Source organism: Streptantibioticus parmotrematis, from assembly GCF_019890615.1.
Lineage (GTDB): Bacteria > Actinomycetota > Actinomycetes > Streptomycetales > Streptomycetaceae > Streptantibioticus_D > Streptantibioticus_D parmotrematis.
Window position 1 is genome coordinate 1 of sequence record NZ_JAINVZ010000009.1, and the last position, 19,047, is coordinate 19,047.

The 19,047-nt window shown below is 72.9% G+C and carries 19 protein-coding genes; 6 read left to right on the forward strand and 13 right to left on the reverse strand.

What is annotated here, in order from left to right; translation table 11 throughout:
• Together K7472_RS14865 and K7472_RS14870 are read left to right on the forward strand one after the other, a co-directional pair.
• Positions 1-680: hypothetical protein (locus tag K7472_RS14865; RefSeq protein WP_222978062.1), on the forward strand; the 680-nt coding region annotated here is incomplete at its 5' end.
• A 50-nt stretch (positions 681-730) separates the two neighbouring features.
• On the forward strand, positions 731-1,366 hold the full coding sequence (locus tag K7472_RS14870; RefSeq protein ID WP_222978064.1) for a TIGR03085 family metal-binding protein: 636 nt from the start codon (positions 731-733) through the stop codon (positions 1,364-1,366).
• 71 nt (positions 1,367-1,437) lie between these two features.
• Here K7472_RS14870 and hisF read toward each other — a convergent pair whose 3' ends face one another.
• The 8 genes from hisF to hisD all read right to left on the reverse strand — a co-directional run bounded on the left by hisF (position 1,438) and on the right by hisD (position 7,256).
• A complete protein-coding gene (gene hisF / locus K7472_RS14875) occupies positions 1,438-2,202 on the reverse strand; it encodes an imidazole glycerol phosphate synthase subunit HisF (protein WP_222978066.1) in 765 nt (254 codons plus the stop codon).
• The gene (locus K7472_RS14880) at positions 2,199-2,603 is read right to left on the reverse strand and encodes a RidA family protein (RefSeq protein ID WP_222978068.1); all 405 of its coding nucleotides are present in this window, start codon (positions 2,601-2,603) and stop codon (positions 2,199-2,201) included. The genes hisF and K7472_RS14880 overlap by 4 nt, the downstream gene beginning before the upstream one ends.
• Positions 2,600-3,325 carry a bifunctional 1-(5-phosphoribosyl)-5-((5-phosphoribosylamino)methylideneamino)imidazole-4-carboxamide isomerase/phosphoribosylanthranilate isomerase PriA gene (gene priA, locus K7472_RS14885; RefSeq protein ID WP_222978074.1) on the reverse strand — a complete coding sequence of 242 codons (726 nt, stop codon included), beginning with the start codon at positions 3,323-3,325 and terminating at the stop codon, positions 2,600-2,602. The genes K7472_RS14880 and priA overlap by 4 nt, the downstream gene beginning before the upstream one ends.
• An 89-nt stretch (positions 3,326-3,414) precedes the next feature.
• A complete protein-coding gene (hisH, locus tag K7472_RS14890; RefSeq protein WP_222978077.1) occupies positions 3,415-4,050 on the reverse strand; it encodes an imidazole glycerol phosphate synthase subunit HisH in 636 nt (211 codons plus the stop codon).
• 28 nt (positions 4,051-4,078) lie between these two features.
• Positions 4,079-4,231, reverse strand: a complete 153-nt coding sequence (locus tag K7472_RS14895; RefSeq protein ID WP_222978079.1) for a CG2302 family histidine operon protein — start codon at positions 4,229-4,231, stop codon at positions 4,079-4,081.
• Positions 4,232-4,822 (reverse strand): imidazoleglycerol-phosphate dehydratase HisB, encoded by a 591-nt coding sequence (gene hisB / locus K7472_RS14900; protein ID WP_222978498.1) that lies wholly within the window; start codon positions 4,820-4,822, stop codon positions 4,232-4,234. It abuts the gene before it with no gap.
• A 5-nt stretch (positions 4,823-4,827) separates the two neighbouring features.
• A complete protein-coding gene (locus tag K7472_RS14905; RefSeq protein WP_222978081.1) occupies positions 4,828-5,928 on the reverse strand; it encodes a histidinol-phosphate transaminase in 1,101 nt (366 codons plus the stop codon).
• A complete protein-coding gene (hisD, locus tag K7472_RS14910) occupies positions 5,925-7,256 on the reverse strand; it encodes a histidinol dehydrogenase (RefSeq protein WP_222978084.1) in 1,332 nt (443 codons plus the stop codon). Before hisD ends, K7472_RS14905 begins: the two co-directional genes overlap by 4 nt.
• A gap of 269 nt (positions 7,257-7,525) precedes the next feature.
• Between hisD and K7472_RS14915 the strand changes: the two genes are divergently transcribed.
• The 3 genes from K7472_RS14915 (at position 7,526) to ybaK (ending at position 10,465) form a co-directional block, all read left to right on the forward strand.
• On the forward strand, positions 7,526-9,103 hold the full coding sequence (locus K7472_RS14915) for an oxidoreductase (protein WP_222978086.1): 1,578 nt from the start codon (positions 7,526-7,528) through the stop codon (positions 9,101-9,103).
• A gap of 115 nt (positions 9,104-9,218) precedes the next feature.
• Positions 9,219-9,938: an LON peptidase substrate-binding domain-containing protein gene (locus K7472_RS14920; RefSeq protein WP_222978088.1), complete on the forward strand. Its 720-nt coding sequence runs from the start codon at positions 9,219-9,221 to the stop codon at positions 9,936-9,938.
• A gap of 17 nt (positions 9,939-9,955) precedes the next feature.
• Positions 9,956-10,465, forward strand: coding sequence for a Cys-tRNA(Pro) deacylase (gene ybaK, locus K7472_RS14925; RefSeq protein ID WP_222978090.1), 510 nt, complete (start codon positions 9,956-9,958; stop codon positions 10,463-10,465).
• Between the two features lie 212 nt (positions 10,466-10,677).
• Here the strand turns inward: ybaK and K7472_RS14930 are convergent, their stop codons facing one another.
• The 4 genes from K7472_RS14930 to K7472_RS14945 form a co-directional block, all read right to left on the reverse strand.
• Positions 10,678-11,376 (reverse strand): DUF2567 domain-containing protein, encoded by a 699-nt coding sequence (locus tag K7472_RS14930; RefSeq protein ID WP_308013923.1) that lies wholly within the window; start codon positions 11,374-11,376, stop codon positions 10,678-10,680.
• A 145-nt stretch (positions 11,377-11,521) separates the two neighbouring features.
• Positions 11,522-12,385, reverse strand: a complete 864-nt coding sequence (locus K7472_RS14935) for an ABC transporter permease (RefSeq protein ID WP_222978092.1) — start codon at positions 12,383-12,385, stop codon at positions 11,522-11,524.
• Positions 12,382-13,407, reverse strand: coding sequence for an ABC transporter ATP-binding protein (locus tag K7472_RS14940; RefSeq protein ID WP_372457966.1), 1,026 nt, complete (start codon positions 13,405-13,407; stop codon positions 12,382-12,384). Before K7472_RS14940 ends, K7472_RS14935 begins: the two co-directional genes overlap by 4 nt.
• Positions 13,408-13,489: 82 nt before the next feature.
• Positions 13,490-14,758, reverse strand: coding sequence for an NYN domain-containing protein (locus K7472_RS14945; RefSeq protein ID WP_222978094.1), 1,269 nt, complete (start codon positions 14,756-14,758; stop codon positions 13,490-13,492).
• 270 nt (positions 14,759-15,028) lie between these two features.
• On the opposite strand from K7472_RS14945, the gene K7472_RS14950 reads away from it, so the two are divergent.
• The gene (locus K7472_RS14950; RefSeq protein ID WP_222978096.1) at positions 15,029-15,223 is read left to right on the forward strand and encodes a hypothetical protein; all 195 of its coding nucleotides are present in this window, start codon (positions 15,029-15,031) and stop codon (positions 15,221-15,223) included.
• Between the two features lie 104 nt (positions 15,224-15,327).
• On the opposite strand, the gene dnaE is transcribed toward K7472_RS14950, so the two are convergent.
• The gene (gene dnaE, locus K7472_RS14955; protein WP_222978098.1) at positions 15,328-18,882 is read right to left on the reverse strand and encodes a DNA polymerase III subunit alpha; all 3,555 of its coding nucleotides are present in this window, start codon (positions 18,880-18,882) and stop codon (positions 15,328-15,330) included.
• Positions 18,883-19,047: the final 165 nt, after the last annotated feature.

Genomic DNA, 19,047 nt, shown 5'->3' on the forward strand with positions numbered 1-19,047 from the left:
GCTGGGGGCGCCGCCCCCCCCGGCGGGGGGGTCCGGGCGCCCCGCCGCAGGGCGGCTACGGGCCGGGCGGATACCCGCCGGCCGGCCCTGGCGGCCCCGGTGGCTACGGACCGGGCGGCTACGGCTATGGCGGCTATCCGCCGCCTCCCCCGCCCCCGCCGGGCGGCGGCAAGGGCCCGAAGATCGCGGGGACGGTGGTCGGCGCGGTCGTGGTGCTGGCGATCGTCGGCGGCGCCCTCGCCTGGCTGGGCAGCGGCTCCGGCGACAACCAGGCGAGCGCGGGCGACTCACCCGCCCCGGCGACGAGCCCGTCCGGGAAGGACGTCCCGTACGTGAAGCTCGCGGCGGGCGACTGCTTCGACTCCCCCGGGCTCGACAGCAAGGTCACCGTGATTACCAGGCGCTCGTGCGACACGCCGCACTACGCGCAGGTGGTCTCGGACGAGAAGCTGACCGGGGTCATCTCCAGCCAGGAAGACCTGGAAACCAAGGCGTTCGCAGCGTGCGAGGCGGACCTCGACCGGCGGATGGAGTCCATATCCGGCGGCGGCGACTACTACCCCTACATCTTCTACCCCGCCCTGGTGACCTATCAGATGGGATACGAGGACACAGTGGCCTGCTCGCTGACCAAGAGCCACGGCAAGGACGGCAAGAAGCTCACCGCGCCGCTGCCGTGAGCCACCGCGCGCCGTGGCCGCCCGCGGCGGCGCCGTCGTAGGCTCGTGCCATGTCGACTCATGCGCGGCGTGAACGCCTGCTCCTCGCCGATCTGCTGGAGAGCGTCGGTCCCGGCGCCCCGACGCTCTGCGAGGGGTGGACGGCACGCGACCTCGCCGCCCACGTGGTGGTACGCGAGCGGCGCGGCGACGCCGCCGCCGGACTGGTCATCCCGCAGCTGGCGGCCCGGCTGGAGCGGATCCAGCAGGAGTTCGCGGAGCGCCCCTACGAGGAGCTGATCCGGCTGATCCGCACCGGACCGCCGAAGCTGTCGCCGTTCGCGCTCAAGCAGATCGACGAGGCGGCCAACAGCGTCGAGTTCTTCGTGCACACCGAGGACGTCCGCCGCGCGCAGCCCGACTGGACGGCCCGCGAGATCGACCCGGTCTTCTCCGACCTGCTGTGGAAGCGGCTGGAGAAGGCGGCCCGGGTGCTGGGCCGCAAGGCCCCGGTCGGCCTGGTGCTGCGGCGGCCCGACGGGCAGACCGCGGTCGCCCACCGGGGCACGCCGGTGGTGACGGCGACCGGCGAGCCCGCGGAGCTGACCCTGTTCGCCTTCGGCCGCCAGAGCGCCGCCCGGGTCGAGCTGGACGGCGAGCAGGAGGCCATCGGCAAGCTGGAGACCGCCAAGCAGCTCGGCATCTGAGCGGCCGCGACCGACGCGGCACGCGGCTCGCGCGGCAGAGCCCGGGCGGCACGGCCCGTGGACGGGCGGGGTCAGCGCACCGGGTGGCCCGCCTCCCGCAGGGTGCGCTTGACCTCGCCGATCCGCAGGTCCCCGAAGTGGAAGACGGAGGCCGCGAGCACCGCGTCGGCGCCCGCGTCGATCGCGGGCGGGAAGTGCGTCAGGGCCCCGGCGCCGCCGCTGGCGATGACGGGCACGGTGACGTGCTTGCGCACCGCCGCGATCATCTCGACGTCGTAGCCGTCCTTGGTGCCGTCCGCGTCCATCGAGTTGAGCAGGATCTCCCCGGCGCCCAGCTCGGCGGCGCGGTGCGCCCACTCCACCGCGTCGATCCCGGTGCCGCGCCGCCCGCCGTGCGTGGTGACCTCGTAGCCGGAGGGCGTGCCCGCGTCGGTGCGCCGGGCGTCCACCGACAGCACGAGCACCTGGCTGCCGAATCGTTCGGCGATCTCCCGGATCAGCTCGGGACGGGCGATGGCCGCGGTGTTGACGCCCACCTTGTCGGCGCCCGCCCGCAGCAGCCGGTCGACGTCCTCCGCGGTGCGCACCCCGCCGCCCACGGTGAGCGGGATGAAGACCTGCTCGGCGGTGCGCCGGACCACGTCGTAGGTGGTCTCGCGGTCGGCGGAGGAGGCGGTGATGTCCAGGAAGGTCAGCTCGTCGGCGCCCTCGGCGTCGTAGACCCTGGCCATCTCGACGGGGTCGCCCGCGTCCCGCAGGTTCTTGAAGTTGACGCCCTTGACGACGCGGCCGCCGGCCACGTCGAGGCAGGGGATGACCCGGACGGCCAGGCTCACGGGGTGTCTCCTCGGAAGGCTTCGATCTCCACCTCGACCAGCACCCGGGAGTCGACGAAGCCGGAGACCACGACCATGGTCGCGACCGGCCGCACGGCGTCGAACAGCTCCTTGTGGGCGCGGCCGACGTCCTCCACGTCCCGGGCGTGGGTGAGGTACATGCGGGTCCTGACGACGTGGCCGGCGTCCAGGCCGAACTGCCCCAGCGACTCCAGCGCGTTGCCGAAGGCGATCTTGGTCTGGAGGTACGGGTCGCCCTCGCCCTGGAGCACCCCGTCGGTGAGCGGCATCGTGCCGGCCACCAGGACCCGGTCGCCGACCTCGACGGCGCGGGCGAAGCCGATCCGCTCCTCCCACGGACTGTCGCTCTGCACGCGCCGCACTGCGGGGGTATCGGTCATCGGGACACTGCCTCCAACGCCTCTTCGAGGGTGAACGCCCTGGCGTAGAGGGCTTTGCCCACGATGGCGCCCTCCACACCCTGCGGCACGAGACCGGCGATCGCCCGCAGGTCGTCCAGGGACGAGACGCCGCCGGAGGCGACGACCGGCTTGTCGGTGGCCGCGCACACGTCGCGCAGCAGCTCCAGGTTGGGCCCGGCCAGGGTGCCGTCCTTGGCGATGTCGGTGACCACGTAGCGGGCGCAGCCCTCGGAGTCCAGGCGGGCCAGCGTCTCGTACAGGTCGCCGCCGTCGCGGGTCCAGCCCCGGCCGCGCAGCGTGGTGCCGCGCACGTCGAGGCCGACCGCGATCTTGTCTCCGTGGGTGGCGATGACCTTGGCGACCCACTCGGGGCTCTCCAGGGCGGCGGTGCCGAGGTTCACCCGGGTGCAGCCGGTGGCCAGCGCCGCCGCGAGGCTGTCGTCGTCGCGGATGCCGCCGGACAGCTCGACCTTGATGTCCATCGTGCGGGCGACCTCGGCGATCCGCTCGCGGTTGTCGCCGGTGCCGAAGGCGGCGTCCAGGTCGACCAGGTGCAGCCACTCGGCGCCCGCCCGCTGCCAGGCCAGCGCCGCGCTCAGCGGGTCGCCGTAGGAGGTCTCGGAGCCGGATTCGCCGTGCACGAGCCGTACGGCCTGGCCGTCGCGGACGTCGACGGCGGGGAGGAGTTCGAGGCGGGTCATGTCTGCGGATGTCCTAGGGGTGTCGAGCGAGGTGCCGAACGGGGGTGCCGGACCGGAGTCGAAGGGGGAAGGAGTGGTGGACGACGGGCTCAGAGCGTGCCGACCCAGTTGGCCAGCAGCTTCGCGCCCGCGTCGCCGGACTTCTCGGGATGGAACTGGGTGGCCCACAGCGGCCCGTTCTCCACGGCGGCGACGAACGGCTCGCCGTGCGTGGACCAGGTGACGCGGGGGGCGCGGATCTTGTCGCTGGTGACGTGCAGTTCCCACGCGCGGACCCCGTAGGAGTGCACGAAGTAGTAGTGCTCGTCCGCGTCGGTCCCGGCGAACAGCACGGAGTCGTCCGGCGCCTGGACGGTGTTCCAGCCCATGTGCGGCACGACGGGGGCGCGCAGCGGCTCGACGGTGCCGGGCCACTCGTCGCAGCCTTCCGTCTCCACGCCGTGTTCCACGCCGCGGGCGAAGAGGATCTGCATGCCGACGCAGATGCCCATCACCGGGCGCCCGCCGGACAGCCTGCGGTCGATGATCCAGTCGCCGCGTGCGGCCCGCAGCCCGGTCATGCAGGCGGCGAACGCGCCGACCCCGGGGACCAGCAGCCCGTCCGCGGCCATGGCGGTGTCGTAGTCCGAGGTGATCTCGACGTCCGCGCCGACCCGGGCCAGGGCCCGCTGCGCGGACCGGATGTTGCCGAAGCCGTAGTCGAAGACGACCACGCGCTTGCTCATCTGGGGTCCCTTCGGTGTGCCGGTGGCGCTACAGCCGCATCAGGCCGGCGGCCAGTGACATCGCCGAGCCGATGGCGACCAGCGTGATCATGCTCTTGGACATCTTCTGCTTCCAGAAGGAGTAGACGCCACCGGCCAGGAAGAGTCCCAGCAGGATGAAGAGCGTGGCTCCCTTGCTCATTTACAGCGCACCCTTGGTCGAAGGAATACCGGTCTGCCGCGGGTCGATCTCCGAGGCGTAGCGCAGTGCCCGGGCGAGCGCCTTGAACTGGCACTCGACGATGTGGTGGGCGTTGCGTCCATACGGTACGTGGACGTGCAGGGCGATCTGTGCCTGGGCCACGAAGGACTCCAGGATGTGCCGGGTCATGGTGGTGTCGTACGAGCCGATCATCGGGGCCATGCCCTCGGGCTCGGTGTGCACCAGGTAGGGGCGGCCGGACAGGTCGACGGTCACCTGGGCCAGCGACTCGTCCAGCGGAACGGAGGCGTTGGCGAAGCGGACGATGCCGCGCTTGTCGCCGAGCGCCTGCCGGAAGGCGGCGCCGAGGGCGAGCGCGGTGTCCTCTATGGTGTGGTGGCTGTCGATGTGCAGGTCGCCGTCGGTCTTGACGGTCAGGTCGAACAGACCGTGGCGGCCGAGCTGGTCGAGCATGTGGTCGTAGAAGCCGACGCCCGTCGAGACGTCGACTGTGCCGGTGCCGTCGAGGTTGATCTCGACGACGACGGAGGTCTCCTTGGTGCTGCGTTCCACGCGTCCGACGCGGCTCATCGTGCTCACTGCCCCTTCTTGAGTTCGCGCACCGCTTCCAGGAACGCGTCGTTCTCGGCCGGAGTGCCCGCGGTGACCCGCAGGCGGCCCGGTACGCCGTTGTCCCGTACCAGCACACCGCGCTCCAGCAGGCCCTGCCAGGCGGCGTGCGCGTCCTCGAAGCGGCCGAACTGCACGAAGTTGGCGTCCGAGTCGGTCACCTCGCAGCCCAGCGCGCGCAGCTCGGTCACGATGCGGTCGCGTTCGGCCTTGAGCTGCTCGACGTACCCCAGCAGGGTATCGGTGTGCTCCAGCGCGGCGAGCGCGGTGGCCTGGGTGACCGCCGACAGGTGGTACGGCAGTCGCACCAGTTGCACGGCGTCCACCACGGCCGGGTCGGCGGCCAGGTAGCCCAGGCGCAGGCCGGCGGCGCCGAACGCCTTGGACATGGTGCGGGAGACCACGAGGTGGGGGCGGCCCTCGATCAGCGGCAGCAGCGAGGGGCGGTGCGAGAACTCGCCGTACGCCTCGTCCACCACGACCAGGGACGGCCGGGCGGCCTGCGCGGCCTCGTACAGCGCGAGGACGGTGTCGGCGTCGACGGCGGTGCCGGTGGGGTTGTTGGGCGAGCAGACGAAGACCACCTCGGGCCGCCGCTCGGCGATGGCCTCGGTGGCGGCCGCCACGTCGATGGTGAAGTCCTCGTTGCGTGGGCCGGAGATCCAGCCGGTGCCGGTGCCGCGTGAGATCAGGGCGTGCATCGAGTACGAGGGCTCGAAGCCGATCGCGGTGCGCCCGGGGCCGCCGAAGGCCTGGAGCAGCTGCTGGATGACCTCGTTGGACCCGTTGGCGGCCCACACCTGCGCGGTCGTGACGGGGTGGCCCGCGGTGCGGGTGAGGTACGCGGCGAGGGCGGTGCGCAGCTCGATCGCGTCGCGGTCCGGGTAGCGGTTGAGCTGCCGGGCGGCGTCGGTGACCCGCTCGGCGATCCGCTGGACCAGCGCCTCGGGCAGCGGGTACGGGTTCTCGTTGGTGTTGAGCCGGACCGGCACGTCGAGCTGCGGAGCGCCGTACGGTGACTGGCCGCGCAGTTCGTCCCGGATGGGCAGGTCGTCGATCCGGGTCACGAAGTGGGCACCTTCCACCCGAAGCGTGCCTTCAAAGCGGCCCCGTGCGCGGGCAGGTCCTCGGCCTCGGCGAGCGTGACCACGTGGTGGGCGACCTCGGCGAGCGCGTCGCGGGTGTAGTCCACGACGTGGATGCCGCGCAGGAAGGACTGCACGGACAGGCCGGAGGAGTGGCAGGCGCAGCCGCCGGTGGGCAGCACGTGGTTGGAGCCCGCGCAGTAGTCGCCGAGTGAGACCGGGGCCCAGGCGCCGACGAAGACGGCGCCCGCGTTGCGCACCCGGGCGGCGACGGCGGCGGCGTCCTCGGTCTGGATCTCCAGGTGCTCCGCCGCGTAGGCGTCGACCACGGTCAGGCCCTGGTCGAGGGTGTCGACCAGCACGATCGCGGACTGCCGTCCGGCCAGCGCCTCGGTGATCCGCTCGGTGTGCTTGGTGGCGGCGGTCTGCCGCTTCAGCTCGGTCTCGACCTGCTCGGCCAGCTCGACGGAGGTGGTGACCAGGACGGCGGCGGCCAGCGTGTCGTGCTCGGCCTGGCTGATCAGGTCGGCGGCGACGTGCGCGGGGTCGGCGGTGGCGTCGGCGAGGATCGCGATCTCGGTGGGTCCGGCCTCGGCGTCGATGCCGATGCGGCCCTTGAGCAGGCGCTTGGCCGCCGCCACCCAGATGTTGCCGGGTCCGGTGACCAGCTGGACGGGACGGCATTCGGCGGTGCCGTACGCGAACATCGCGACCGCCTGCGCGCCACCGGCCGCGTACACCTCGTCCACGCCGAGCAGGGCGCAGGCGGCGAGGATCGTGGGGTGCGGCAGGCCGCCGTAGTCGGCCTGCGGCGGGGAGGCGACGGCCAGCGAGGCGACGCCCGCCTCCTGCGCGGGCACGACGTTCATCACGACGGACGACGGGTAGACCGCGCGGCCGCCGGGCACGTACAGCCCGACCCGCTCGACCGGCACCCAGCGCTCGGTGACCGTGCCGCCGGGGACGACGTGGGTCGTGTGGTCGGAGCGGCGCTGCTCGCCGTGGACCAGCCGGGCGCGCCGGATCGACTCCTCCAGGGCGGCGCGTACGGCCGGATCCAGCCCGTCCAGCGCCTCCTTCAGCGCGGTCCCGGGCACCCGGACCCGGTCGATCCGCACGCCGTCGAACCGCTGCGCGTAGTCGATCAGCGCCGCGGTGCCGCGATGCCGCACGTCGTCGCAGATCGGCCGCACCTTCTCCAGGGCGGCCTCGACGTCGAGTTCGGCTCGGGGCAGCAGGTCACGGTCGAACGCGCCGTCGCGAAGGCTGCTCGCGAAGGCGTCGCCGCGCAGGTCGATTCGGGAGATCACGGTCTCAAGTGTAGAGATGCCGCGCCGCGACCGGGGTCGGCCTCCACTGGGTGAGACGCGTGGTGTGCTCCGTACGGCCCGTCCGGAGGTGGCCGGTTTCGGCCATCCGGGGCGGCGCGGACGCGTCGCGCGGTCTAGCGTGCGGTCCCGGCGATCACCCACGATCGTGCGATCACCGTACGGAACGATCGGCTGACGAAGCGATCACCGGACCCACGCGGGCGGCGGGAGCCGGGCCGCGAGGCGACCCGGCGGAGGGGACGCACGCCATGACCCAGGCAGCGCGAGCCGCGGCGCCGGAGGACCTCACGCCCACCGAGACCGCCGTGTGGACGGCGTTCCGGCGCGGCGACACCCACGATCTGCGCGAGGCGGGCGCGGAGGGCGAGGCGGGCGCGGGCTCCGGTCCCGCCGCCGTGGACGACCCGGCCCGGGCGGTGCGCGCCGAGGTGATCGCCCGGCTGCTGCTGGACGGGCCGCCCGCCGAGCCGGGCCGGGTCGCCGCGCTCAAGCTGTCCGGCGCCCTCGTCACCGGGCAGCTGAACCTCTCCGGCGGGCGGGTCCTGCCCTACGTGGAACTGCGCGACTGCCGCTTCGAGGCCCAGGTGCTGCTGCCGGAGTGCCGGTTCACCACCCTGCGGATGATCCGCTGCGCCGTCCCCCGGGTCGAGGCGGCCCGGGTGGCCACCTCGGGCGACCTGTGCCTGGCGCGCTGCGAGGTGCCCGGCGGCATCCGGCTGACCGACGCGAAGGTCGGCACCGACCTGCTGATCAGCGGCCTGGCCGTCGGCCGGGGTCGCAGCGGCCACTGCGTCGCCGCCGACGGGCTGACCGTCGCGCAGGACGTGGAGGCCGAACTGCTGCGCGCGGACGGCGAGTTCAGCCTGCGCAGTGCCCGCATCGGCGGACGGCTGTCGCTGCGCGGCAGCACGTTGCGCAATCCGCACGGCCGTTACGCGCTCAACGCCGCCCGGGTCACCGTCGAGCACACCCTCTACCTCAGTTCCGGCTACCTCAGCGGTCCGGCCGGCGGGGGCACTCCCCCGGCCGGGGTGCGCACCCGGCGGTTCGTGTGCGAGGGCGGGCTGCGGCTGGACGACGGGCGGTTCGGCAACGGGATCATCGCCGACCGGGCGAGTTTCCTGCTGGCCGGGGCCCAGGAGGTGTCGCTGCGCCGCGTCCAGACCCCGGAGCTGCGGCTGACCCTCCAGGAACCGCCGACCGGGCGGGTCTCGCTGGCCGGGGCGCGCGTCGGCACGCTCACCGACACCCCGGACAGCTGGCCGGGCGCGGGCGGCATCGACCTGGCCGGGTGCGTCTACGAGACGCTGTCGGCGCGCGGCCCCTTCCCGCTGGCGGCACGGCTGGCCTGGCTCGCCGACGCCACGCCCGAGTACAGCCCCGGCCCGTACGAGACGCTGGCGCAGTCGCTGCGGGCGGGCGGTGAGGACTCCGAGGCCCGCGAGGTGCTGCTGGCCAAGCAGCGCAGACGCCGCGAGACGCTGCCGCTGGCCGGGACGGTCTGGGGCTGGCTGCAGGACGTCACCGTCGGCTACGGCTACCGGCCCGGGCGGGCGGCGCTGTGGATGGCGGTGCTGTGGGCGCTGGGCACGGTGTACTTCGCCGCGCACCCGATCCCGACACCGGTGGACGAGCAGGCCTGGCCGCACTGGAACCCGCTGCTGTTCACCCTGGACCTGCTGCTGCCGGTGGTGGACCTCGGCCAGAGCAACGCGTGGCGGCTGACCGGCACCGGGCAGTGGGTGGCGGCGGTGCTCACGCTGCTGGGCTGGGTGCTGGCGTCCACCGTGGTGACCGGCGTGTCACGGCTGCTGCGCCGGGGCTGAGCCGTCCACCGCCTCGACCTGGTGGCGTGTCAGTCATGGACACGCCGTACCGCACGGTCGTTTTCTGTCGGGGAACGGTCATGCCGTGCGCGGCCTGCGCATAGGCTTGCCTGCTGTGACCAGCCGCCTTCCGCTCTTCCCGCTCGGCTCGGTGCTCTTCCCGGGCCTCGTGCTGCCGCTGACCATCTTCGAGGAGCGGTACCGCGCCCTCGCCCGGGACCTGCTCGCGCTGCCCGAGGACGCCCCGCGACGCTTCGGCGTGGTCGCGATCCGGGACGGCCAGGAGGTCGCGCCGACCGGCCCGGGCATACCGGACGGCGGCGCCGCGGCGGGTTTCGGGCCCGACCCGGCCCGGGCGTTCTACGAGGTGGGCTGCGTCGCCGACACCGCGTCGCTGCGGGAGAAGGACGACGGCGGCTACGAGCTGATGGCCACCGGCACCACCCGCTTCCGCCTGCTGTCGGTGGACGCCACGGGGCCGTACCTGATGGGCGAGGTCGAGTTCCTGGAGGAGACCGCCGGGCCGGGCGCGGGGCCGCTCGGCGCGGAGGTGGAGCGGGCGTTCCGCACCTACCAGAAGCAGTTGGCCGGGGCCCGCGAACGGACCCTGTCCGCCGCGCAGGAACTCCCCGACGACCCCGCGGTCCTCTCCTACCTGGTCGCCGCCGCCACGGTGGTCGAAGTGCCGGTCAGGCAGCGGCTGCTGGAGGCCGCCGACGCGGCGTCCCGGCTGCGCGAGGAACTGAAACTGCTGCGACTGGAGACCGCGGTGATCGGTAAGCTCCCGTCGCTGCCGGCCACCGAGCTGACCCGGCAGCCGACCAGCCACAACTGACCGCGGAGGCAGGCGCGATGGCGAAGAAGCGCAAGGAGGGCGGCGCCCCCGGTGCCGGGGGCACCCCGGCGACCGTGGCGCTCACCACCGCCGGGATCGGCTTCAGCACGCACGCGTACGAGCACGACCCGGCCTCCGCCTCCTACGGCGAGGAGGCCGCCGAGGCGCTGGGGGTCGGGGCCGAGCGGGTCTTCAAGACGCTGGTGGCCGAGGTGGACGGCGCGCTGACGGTGGCCGTCGTGCCGGTCGCCGGATCGCTGGACCTCAAGGCGCTCGCGTCGGCGGTCGGCGGCAAGCGCGCCGCGATGGCCGACCCGGCCGCGGCCGAACGCACGACCGGCTACGTGCGCGGCGGCATCTCACCGCTGGGCCAGCGCAAGCGGCTGCCCACCGTGGTCGACGCCTCGGCGCTGGAGCACCCGACCGTCTTCGTCTCCGCCGGGCGGCGCGGCCTGGAGGTCGAACTGCCCGGCGCCGACCTCGTGGCCCTGACCGGCGCGGTGGTCGCCCCGGTCAGCCGGGGCTGACGCCGGGCGGGCGACCGCCGCCGGGGGCTGGCGGCCGGAGCCGTCGGGGAGCACTCTGGCAGTAGGCGCCGCGGCGGACGCCTGGCGCCGTTCGAGGAGGCGACGACGCCATGTCGAAACGCACGCGCAAGCGCAAGTGGCGGGTGAAGAAGCACCGCCACCACGCCAACCACGGAAGCCGTCCCGCGTAGGGCGGCGCGCCGGCCCGGCGGTCAGTGCCGGGTCGGCCCCTGCGGGGTGCCAGGCCCCTGCGGGCTGGGGTCCTGTGGGCTGGGGTCCTGCGGTCCGACCGGGGCACCGGGGTCGTGCGGCTGCGGGCCCTGCGGCGCGCCCCACTCCTCCCAGTGCGGCACCGGCTGCGGGTCGTTGGGGGCGAACGCCGAGGTCAGAGCCAGGAAGACGGCCATCGAGGCGGCCGGCCAGGCCAGCAGCGCGCCCTTCGCCCGCAGCTCCAGCGGCGCGTAGAACGTCTTGTTGACGCCGACCGCCCTGGCGTGCGCGAGGCTGATCTTCGGCGGGCCGAACGACACGCCCATCCGCCAGGCCAGCAGCGAGCCCAGCACACCGCCCACGGCCAGGCCGATCACCACGGCGACGCCGCCGGTACGCCGCCACAGGAAGACGCCGAGCGCGGTCAGCGCGCCCATGCCCAGGCCCAGCAGCGTGAACCAGCCGTCCGCGCCCACGGCCTGCTCGCCCTCGGAGTCCTTGAGATAGACGTTGCTGCCGTCGAAGAAGACCGGCACCCGCGGCGCCAGCCACAGCCACAGCAGCCCGAGCACGACCCCGCACACGCCGACCGCGACGGCGGTGAGCACTCCCCGCAGCAGCTCCCGCCGGATCCGGACGGGCCCGGCGTCCTGGGAGGGCGGGTGGTGCGGTTCGTACGACGGCGTCAGCGGTGCGGTCACCCGCACATGGTGCCAGGTCCCCCTGTGCGAGGGGCGGCAGGGGCGGCCGTGGGGGTGTCCCCGGGTGCGCCCGCGCCCGTACGGGAGCCGACGCGCCCACGGGCATGTGCCTCAGCGTCCGTCCGCGCGACGCGGGCGGACCGCCTCAGCGCCGGTACGCGGCCCTGCGGTACGCCCAGGTCGCCGCGGCCAGCGAGACGACGCCGACGGCCCCGCAGACCGCCAGGTCGCCCAGCACCGCCGCCCAGTCCGTGCTCGCGCCGAAGGTGCGGGCGAACGCCTCCACGCCGTAGGTCGACGGCAGCGCGTCGCGCGCCCAGCCCAGCGGCCCGGCCAGGTGGCTCGGCGGCAGCACGCCCAGCAGCAGCGCCGCCGACATGCCCAACTGGCCGAAGAGCGTGGCGAGTTCCTGCCGTGGCGCGAGCAGCCCGAGGGCCGCGCCGAGTCCGGACAGCGCGGCGCCCGCCAGCGGCACGACCGCGAGCAGCACCCACAGGTTGGTCAGCGGCAGCCCGAACAGCACACACCCGAAGACGGCCGTCACCAGCGTCCCCGGCAGCGTGAACGAGGCGTACGCCGCCGCCGCGCCGAGCACCACGGAGGCGGGCGGCACCGGCAGCGTCGCGTAGTGGTCGAGGCCGCCGGAGGCACGCAGCTGGCCGAAGTACTGGGCCAGCAGGTTGAGCGCGACGAAGGCCACCACCAGCACGCTGGAGCCGGACACCACGGCCCGCGCGGACGGCGACCCGGCGTCCACCACCCCGCGCATGAGGATCATGATGCCGACGGACTGGAAGGTGGCCACGAACAGCAGCGGGATGCGCGCCACCCGGGCGCGGGAGAGCTGGGCGCGGTAGACCGCCGCCAGGGACGGCAGCAGCCGGGCGCTCGGCGCGAGCGCCAGGCCGCCGGAGAGTGGGCCCGCCGTCTCCTGCGCGCGCCGGGACGGCTCGGCCTGCGGGGTGACCCCGCGGTCGTCCGCGGTGGTCGCCGCTGACAGTGCGCTCACGCCTTGACCAGTCCTTTCTGGCGTCCGCCGAGGGCCAGGTAGACGTCCTCCAGGCTCGGGGTGGCGAGCGTGAAGTCGTCGAGCGCCGCGAAGGCGGGGCCCGAGGTGACCGAGGCGACGACCGCGCGGGCGCGTTCCTGCGGCAGCCGCAGGGTCCAGCGCCGCCCGGAGGTCTCGGCGGCGGCGCGCAGCTCGGGGATGCCGGGCAGGTCCAGCGGGGCCTCGTCGCGCCAGACCAGGTCGAGCCTGACCTCGTCGGAGACGATGGCCTTCAGTCCGGACGGCGTGTCGCAGGCGATGATCCGGCCGCGCTCCAGCACCGCGACCCGGTCGAGCACGGTCTCGGCCTCGATGACGTTGTGGGTGACCAGCAGCACGGTGGTGCCGTGTTCGGCGCGGCGGCGGTCGACGGCCGCCCAGACCGCGCGGCGGGCCACCGGGTCCATGCCGGTCGTCGGCTCGTCCAGCACCAGCATCGGCCGCTCCCCCACCAGCGCGGCGGCGAAGCAGGCCAGCCTGCGCTGCCCGCCGGAGAGCTTCTTCAGCGGGCGGCCGGCGATCTCGGTGAGGCCGAGTTCGTCGAGCACGGCGTCGCGTTCGGCGCGCGCGGCGCGGGCGGGCAGCCCGCGCAGGCGTCCGGTGGTCTCGGCGGCCAGCGCGACGGTCAGCTCGTCGAGCGCGGTCGACTCCTGACCGAGGTAGCCGATCAGCCGGGCGGCGCGCTCGGGGTGGGCGACCAGGTCGTGCCCGTACAGCTCGACGCGTCCGGCGTCCGGGCGCAGCAGGCCGGTCAGCTGCCGCACCAGGGTGGACTTGCCGGCGCCGTTGGGCCCGAGCAGGCCGAAGATCTCGCCCTGCCGCACGTCGAGGTCGATGTGGTCGTTGGCACGGACCTCGGGCGTGGCCGAGCCGCGGCCCCGCTTGCCGGGGTAGGTCTTGACCAGCCCGCGCACGGTCCACACCGCCGCGCGGGCGGGGTCGGCGGCCGTCTCGCCCTCCGCCTGTCGCGTGCCCGTACTCACCACGAGACTTGAGGGTACGCGCCGTTGGCCGGAACCCGTGCCTCGGCCCCGGCTTCCCGGGCCGGGCGGGCCTCCGGTGGACTCAGCCGGGCGAGCCCGGCGCGGACGACGGACCGGGGGCGCTCGGAGCGTGCTCGGCCACCGACCGGGCGTCCACCTCACGCCAGAAGCCCGCCCGGATGGCGTAACGGTCGTGTTCGTCGATCTGGTCGTCCTTGTGGGCGAGCAGGCCGAAGCGGGCCGCGTACCGCAGCAGCTCGCCGTCGATGCGGTGCGGGACGCGCGGGTACTCGGCGGACAGCGTGCGCAGCGCCGAGGTGTCGCTGAGCCGCTCGATCCAGCGGCGGGCGAAGACCTGGCCGACCTCGAAGGGGTCACCGCTGACCGTGGTGATGTCCTCCTCGCGGTCGGCCCAGCGCTGCTCCGCGGTGGTCAGCTGGGCCAGCGTGGGCAGCCCGGGGTCGGGGGCCTCGGCGGCCGGGCGCTCGACCCAGCCGCGCTCGGAGGACCAGCGCAGGGTGGCGGCGGGCGGTGGCGCGGGCGGACCCGGGTGCGTCGGATGACCGCCCGCCGGGCCCCGGCCGCCTGCGAGTCCGGCGAGGTCCTTCGGGGTGGGGACGCCCGAGCGGGCCGGGGCGTCCTCGTCGGCCCGTTCGGGCGCGTGGCCGTTCTTGGCGGGTGCCGCCTCGTCGGCGGGGACGGGCTTGGGCGTGGCCGTGGGCAGCGCGGACTCCGGCAGCGGGGCGGAGAGGATCGCGGCGATCTCCGGGCGCGGCGGCTGCGGCGCGCAGGGGCCGACCGCGTCACGGGGCTGGACCGCCCGGGTGATCCACTCGCGGTCCAGCACCCTGCGTTCGTCGGCCTCGGCGACCAGGTCCTCGGACTGGTTGTAGTCGCCGTCGGCGGCCTGAATGGCCCACAGGTGGACGGCGACGCCGTGTTCCTTGGCGGACATCATGCCGGGCAGCAGGTCGCCGTCGCCGGTCACCAGGACGACGTCGGAGCAGGCGCGGTTGCGGGCGAGCTCGGACAGCTCGGCGTGCATCGCGGCGTCCACACCCTTCTGCGCCCAGCGGCCGTCCGTCCGGGTGAGGGCGCCGAGCCGGACGGTGACCCGGGGCATCACGCGCAGGCGGCGGTGTTCCGGCTGCGGCACCCGGTCGGGCGCGCCGTCGAACCAGTAGATCCGCAGCAGCGGGCGGCCGGTCTCGCGTTCGGCGCGCTCGCGCAGGCCCCGGACGACGGCGGCGTGGTCCACGGTGATCCGGGACCGGGAGGGCTCTCCGGCCAGCAGGCTCGCGGCGGCGCCGAGCAGATAGCCGGCGTCCACGAGGACGACGCAGCGGTCCACGTTCCACCCTCTTTTCTACGTCCGGTCGCCCCCCGGCGGGTTGCCCTGAGTCTGCCCGACCGCGCGGGGGATATGAGCCCGAACTCGATCATCGGCGTGGCGGATTCGCAAGAGGCCCGGCAGCGACCGCCGTGAACCCACGCTTCGTTACGCCCTGTGAACGACCGAAATGCGTGTTTGGTTCCGCCGTGCCAGTCTGATCATCGCGTCCGGACAACGTCCCGGACACCTCACGGCCCATCGTCCGAGATCCCCCCTGGAGGAACGATCATGGGCAAGAACAAGAACCAGAACCCGAACCGCTCCCGCGAGAACAACGCCCCCGCGCGCGGCACCGCACCCGACGCGTCCACGCCGCACGAGTCGGCCACGGCCACCATGGACCCGGAGCGCAAGTCGCCGATGAGCAGCGGCATGAACCAGGAGATGTCCCACAAGCGGAAGAAGAAGTTCGGCCACAACTGACCGGACCCGCACGGCAGTCGCAGGGGGCGCGCCCACGTTCGGGCGCGCCCCTCGCGTGTGTCGGGGCCCGCGCGGCGGCCCCGGGACCGGCCCGGCCCGCGGCGTCAGCCCGCCTGGCTCGCCGTGCCCAGACAGGCCGGTCCCAGCAGGGCCTTGAGGTCGCCGAAGAGCGCCGGGTCGGGGGCCACCCGGTGGCGGTCCAGGCGCAGGACGGTGGTCTTGCGGGCGCCCTGGAGCCGGACACGGACCTCCGTGCTGCCGCGGTGGCTGTCGAGGACCTCGCCGAGGCGGGCGACCAGCGGCGGGGTGACCTTGACGGTGGGGATGGAGATGGTGACCGGCGCGTTGGTGCCCGCGTCGGTGAGGTCGGGGACCATCAGCTCCATGGCGACCAGCCGGGGCACGTCCTCGCGCTTGTCGAGACGTCCCTTGACCAGCACGACCGCGTCCTCGATCAGCTGGGTGGAGACCAGTTGGTAGGTGGCGGGGAAGAACATGCAGTCGATCGAGCCGCCCAGGTCCTCCACCGTGGCGATGGCCCACGCGTTGCCCTGCTTGGTCATCTTCCGTTGCAGGCCGGAGATGATGCCGCCGATGGTGACGATCGCGCCGTCCGGGTAGTCACCGCCGTTGAGCGAGGCGATGGCCGCGTCGGTCTTGTCGGACAGCACGTGCTCGATGCCGAAGAGCGGGTGGTCGGAGACGTACAGGCCGAGCATCTCCCGTTCCTGCGCGAGCAGGTAGGACTTGTCCCACTCGACGTCGGAGAACGTGATGTCGAGGCCGAAGCCCGGTTCGTCCTTGGCGTCGTCGTCTCCCATGCCGCCGAACAGGTCGAACTGGCCCTCCGCCTCCTTGCGCTTGACCTGCACCACGTTGTCGATCATCGACTCGTAGTGCTCGGTCAGGCCGCGCCGGGTGTGGCCCATCTCGGCGAACGCGCCCGCCTTGATGAGCGATTCGACGGTGCGCTTGTTGCAGACGACCGCCTCGACCTTGTCGAGGAAGTCGGGGAACGTGCTGTACTTCCCCTTCGACTTACGGCAGCGGATGATCGAGTCCACCACGTTCTGGCCGACGTTGCGCACGGCGGTCAGGCCGAAGAGGATCACGTCGTCGCCCTGGGCCGTGAAGTTGGCGTCCGACTCGTTGACGTTCGGCGGCAGCACCTTGATGCCCATGCGGCGGCACTCGTTGAGGTAGACCGCCGACTTGTCCTTGTCGTCGCGCACCGAGGTGAGCAGCGCCGCCATGTACTCGGCCGGGTAGTTGGCCTTGAGGTAGGCGGTCCAGTACGAGACGAGGCCGTACGCGGAGGAGTGCGCCTTGTTGAACGCGTAGCCGGCGAACGGGACCAGCACGTCCCACACCGCCTGGATCGCCTCGTCCGAGTAGCCCTTGTCGCGGGCGCCCTTCTGGAACGGGACGAACTCCTTGTCCAGGACCTCCTGCTTCTTCTTGCCCATCGCGCGGCGCAGCAGGTCGGCCTGGCCGAGCGAGTACCCGGCGAGCACCTGGGCGGCCTTCTGCACCTGCTCCTGGTAGACGATCAGGCCGTAGGTGATGCCGAGGACGTCCTTGAGCGGCTCCTCCAGCTCCGGGTGGATCGGGGTGATCTCCTGCTGGCCGTTCTTGCGCAGCGCGTAGTTGATGTGCGAGTTCATGCCCATCGGACCCGGCCGGTACAGGGCCGAGACCGCGGAGATGTCCTCGAAGTTGTCGGGCTTCATCATGCGCAGCAGCGAGCGCATCGGGCCGCCGTCGAACTGGAAGACGCCCAGCGTGTCGCCGCGGCCCAGCAGTTCGAAGGTCTTGGGGTCGTCCAGCGGCAGCGACAGCAGTTCCAGGTCGATGCCCTTGTTGGCCTTCACCAGCTTGACGGCGTCGTCCATGATCGTCAGGTTGCGCAGGCCCAGGAAATCCATCTTCAGCAGGCCGAGCGACTCGCAACTGGGGTAGTCCCACTGCGTGATGGTGACGCCGTCGGAGGCCCTGACCCAGACCGGGACGTGGTCGGTGATGGTCTCGCTGGACATGATCACGCCCGCCGCGTGCACACCCATCTGCCGCACCAGGCCCTCGACGCCGCGCGCGGTGTCGATGACCTTCTTCACGTCCGCCTCGTTCTCGTACATCCCGCGGACCTCGCCGGCCTCGCCGTAACGCGGGTGCTGCGGGTCGAGGATGCCGGACAGCGGGATGCCCTTGCCGAGGACGTCGGCGGGCATGGCCTTGGTGATGCGGTCGCCCATCGCGTACGGGTAGCCCAGCACGCGGGCGGAGTCCTTGATGGCGTTCTTCGCCTTGATGGTGCCGTACGTGCCGATCATGGCGACCTTGTCGGCGCCGTACTTCTCGGTCACGTAGCGGATCACCTCGGAGCGCCGGCGTTCGTCGAAGTCGATGTCGACGTCGGGCATGGAGACGCGCTCGGGGTTGAGGAACCGCTCGAAGATCAGGCCGTGGTCGATCGGGTCGAGGTCGGTGATGCCCATCGCGTACGCGACGATCGAGCCGGCCGCGGAGCCACGGCCGGGGCCCACCGCGATGCCGTTGTTCTTGGCCCACATGATGAAGTCGGCGACCACGAGGAAGTAGCCGGGGAACCCCATCTGGATGATGATGTCCATCTCGTAGTCCGCCTGCCGCTGGCGGTCCTCCGGGATGCCGCCCGGGTAGCGGCGGGCCATGCCGCGCTTGACCTCCTCGCGGAACCACGTGACCTCGGTGTACCCCTCGGGCACGTCGAAGCGCGGCATCAGGTTCTTCGACTCGAACCAGCCGTCGGTGTCGATCTGCTCGGCGACCAGCCGGGTGTTGGCGCACCCCTCCTGCCAGGCGTCGGAGGAGTCGACCGCGTACATCTCGTCGGCGGACTTCAGGTAGTAGCCGGTGCCGTCGAACTTGAAGCGGTCGGGGTCGGTGAGGTTCTTGCCGGTCTGGATGCACAGCAGCGCGTCGTGCGCGTCGGCCTCGTGGGCGTAGGTGTAGTGCGAGTCGTTGGTGACCAGCGGCTTGATGCCGAGCTTCTTGCCGATCTCCAGCAGGCCCTCGCGGACCCGGCGCTCGATCTCGATGCCGTGGTCCATCAGCTCCAGGAAGTAGCGGTCCTTGCCGAAGATGTCCTGGTACTCGGAGGCCGCCTTGATCGCCTCGTCGAAGTGGCCGAGCCGCAGCCGGGTCTGCACCTCGCCGGACGGGCAGCCGGTGGAGGCGATCAGGCCCTGCGACCACTGGGCGATGGTCTCCTTGTCCATCCGGGGCCACTTCTGCAGCCAGCCCTCCTTGTAGGCGTCCGAGGAGAGCCGGAAGAGGTTGTGCAGGCCGGTCCTGTCGGCCGCCCAGATGGTCTTGTGGGTGTAACCGCCGGAGCCGGAGATGTCGTCGCGCTTCTGGTGCGGCTGGCCCCACAGGACCTTGCGCTTGTTGCGCCGGGACTCGGGGGCGACGTACGCCTCGATGCCGATGATCGGCGTGACGTCCGCGGCCTTGGCCTGGTGGTAGAAGTCGTAGGCGCCGTGGAGGTTGCCGTGGTCGGTCATGGCGATGTGCGTCATGCCCATCTCCTGACACGCCTTGAACATGTCCTTCAGCCGCGCCGCCCCGTCCAGCAGGGAGTACTGGGTGTGGACGTGCAGGTGCGTGAAGGGCTTGGTCACGGTGCGCGAACCTCCGGGACGACAGTCGTCTGCTGAGGCTGGAAAGTCTATGCCCGGGGTCCGACAGCGCATGCCCCGCCGGGCGGAGAACGCGGGCTCTCCCACCGGGTCCGCACGGCACGCCCGCGGCCGTGGTTTCCGGTCGTTGCCGGACCTTTAGGCGAC

Coding starts and splice junctions, on each gene's coding strand:
- K7472_RS14915 (WP_222978086.1), top strand. CDS start 7,526: ATGACCCAGGCAGCGCGAGCCGCGGCGCCGGAGGACCTCACGCCCACC.
- priA (WP_222978074.1), bottom strand. CDS start 3,325: ATGACCCGCCTCGAACTCCTCCCCGCCGTCGACGTCCGCGACGGCCAG.
- K7472_RS14870 (WP_222978064.1), top strand. CDS start 731: ATGTCGACTCATGCGCGGCGTGAACGCCTGCTCCTCGCCGATCTGCTG.
- hisB (WP_222978498.1), bottom strand. CDS start 4,822: ATGAGCCGCGTCGGACGCGTGGAACGCAGCACCAAGGAGACCTCCGTC.
- ybaK (WP_222978090.1), top strand. CDS start 9,956: ATGGCGAAGAAGCGCAAGGAGGGCGGCGCCCCCGGTGCCGGGGGCACC.
- K7472_RS14895 (WP_222978079.1), bottom strand. CDS start 4,231: ATGAGCAAGGGAGCCACGCTCTTCATCCTGCTGGGACTCTTCCTGGCC.
- K7472_RS14950 (WP_222978096.1), top strand. CDS start 15,029: ATGGGCAAGAACAAGAACCAGAACCCGAACCGCTCCCGCGAGAACAAC.
- hisH (WP_222978077.1), bottom strand. CDS start 4,050: ATGAGCAAGCGCGTGGTCGTCTTCGACTACGGCTTCGGCAACATCCGG.
- K7472_RS14880 (WP_222978068.1), bottom strand. CDS start 2,603: ATGACCGATACCCCCGCAGTGCGGCGCGTGCAGAGCGACAGTCCGTGG.